Source organism: Vibrio viridaestus, from assembly GCF_003856525.1.
GTDB lineage: Bacteria > Pseudomonadota > Gammaproteobacteria > Enterobacterales > Vibrionaceae > Vibrio > Vibrio viridaestus.
Genome location: NZ_RJVQ01000183.1, coordinates 1 through 352, shown reverse-complemented (window position 1 = coordinate 352; position 352 = coordinate 1). Strand labels below are relative to the sequence as shown.

Here is a 352-nt window from a genome sequence, read left to right as displayed (position 1 = left end):
TCAGGGCAATTTCCCAGGCATTACTCACCCGTCCGCCGCTCGTCAGCAAAGAAGCAAGCTTCTTTCTGTTACCGCTCGACTTGCATGTGTTAGGCCTGCCGCCAGCGTTCAATCTGAGCCATGATCAAACTCTTCAATTAAAGTTTTTGTGACACCGAAGTGTCGGCTCAATGAATACTGATAACATGCACTACTTAATTAAAAGTAATGTAATGTTGAATTGACTGTGCCAAACATTCATTCTTAAAAAGAAATCCTGTTCGATTTGGTCACTCGTATCATTGATAAAATCTTTTGGATGTTTATCCGACGAGTGCCCACACAGATTGATAGGTTTATATTGTTAAAGAGC

The 352-nt window shown here is 41.2% G+C and carries 1 rRNA gene; it reads right to left on the bottom strand.

What is annotated here, in order from left to right:
- Positions 1 to 140, bottom strand: a 16S ribosomal RNA gene (locus tag EES38_RS22045); the annotation flags it as partial.
- Between the last annotated feature and the right edge of the window lie 212 nt (positions 141 to 352).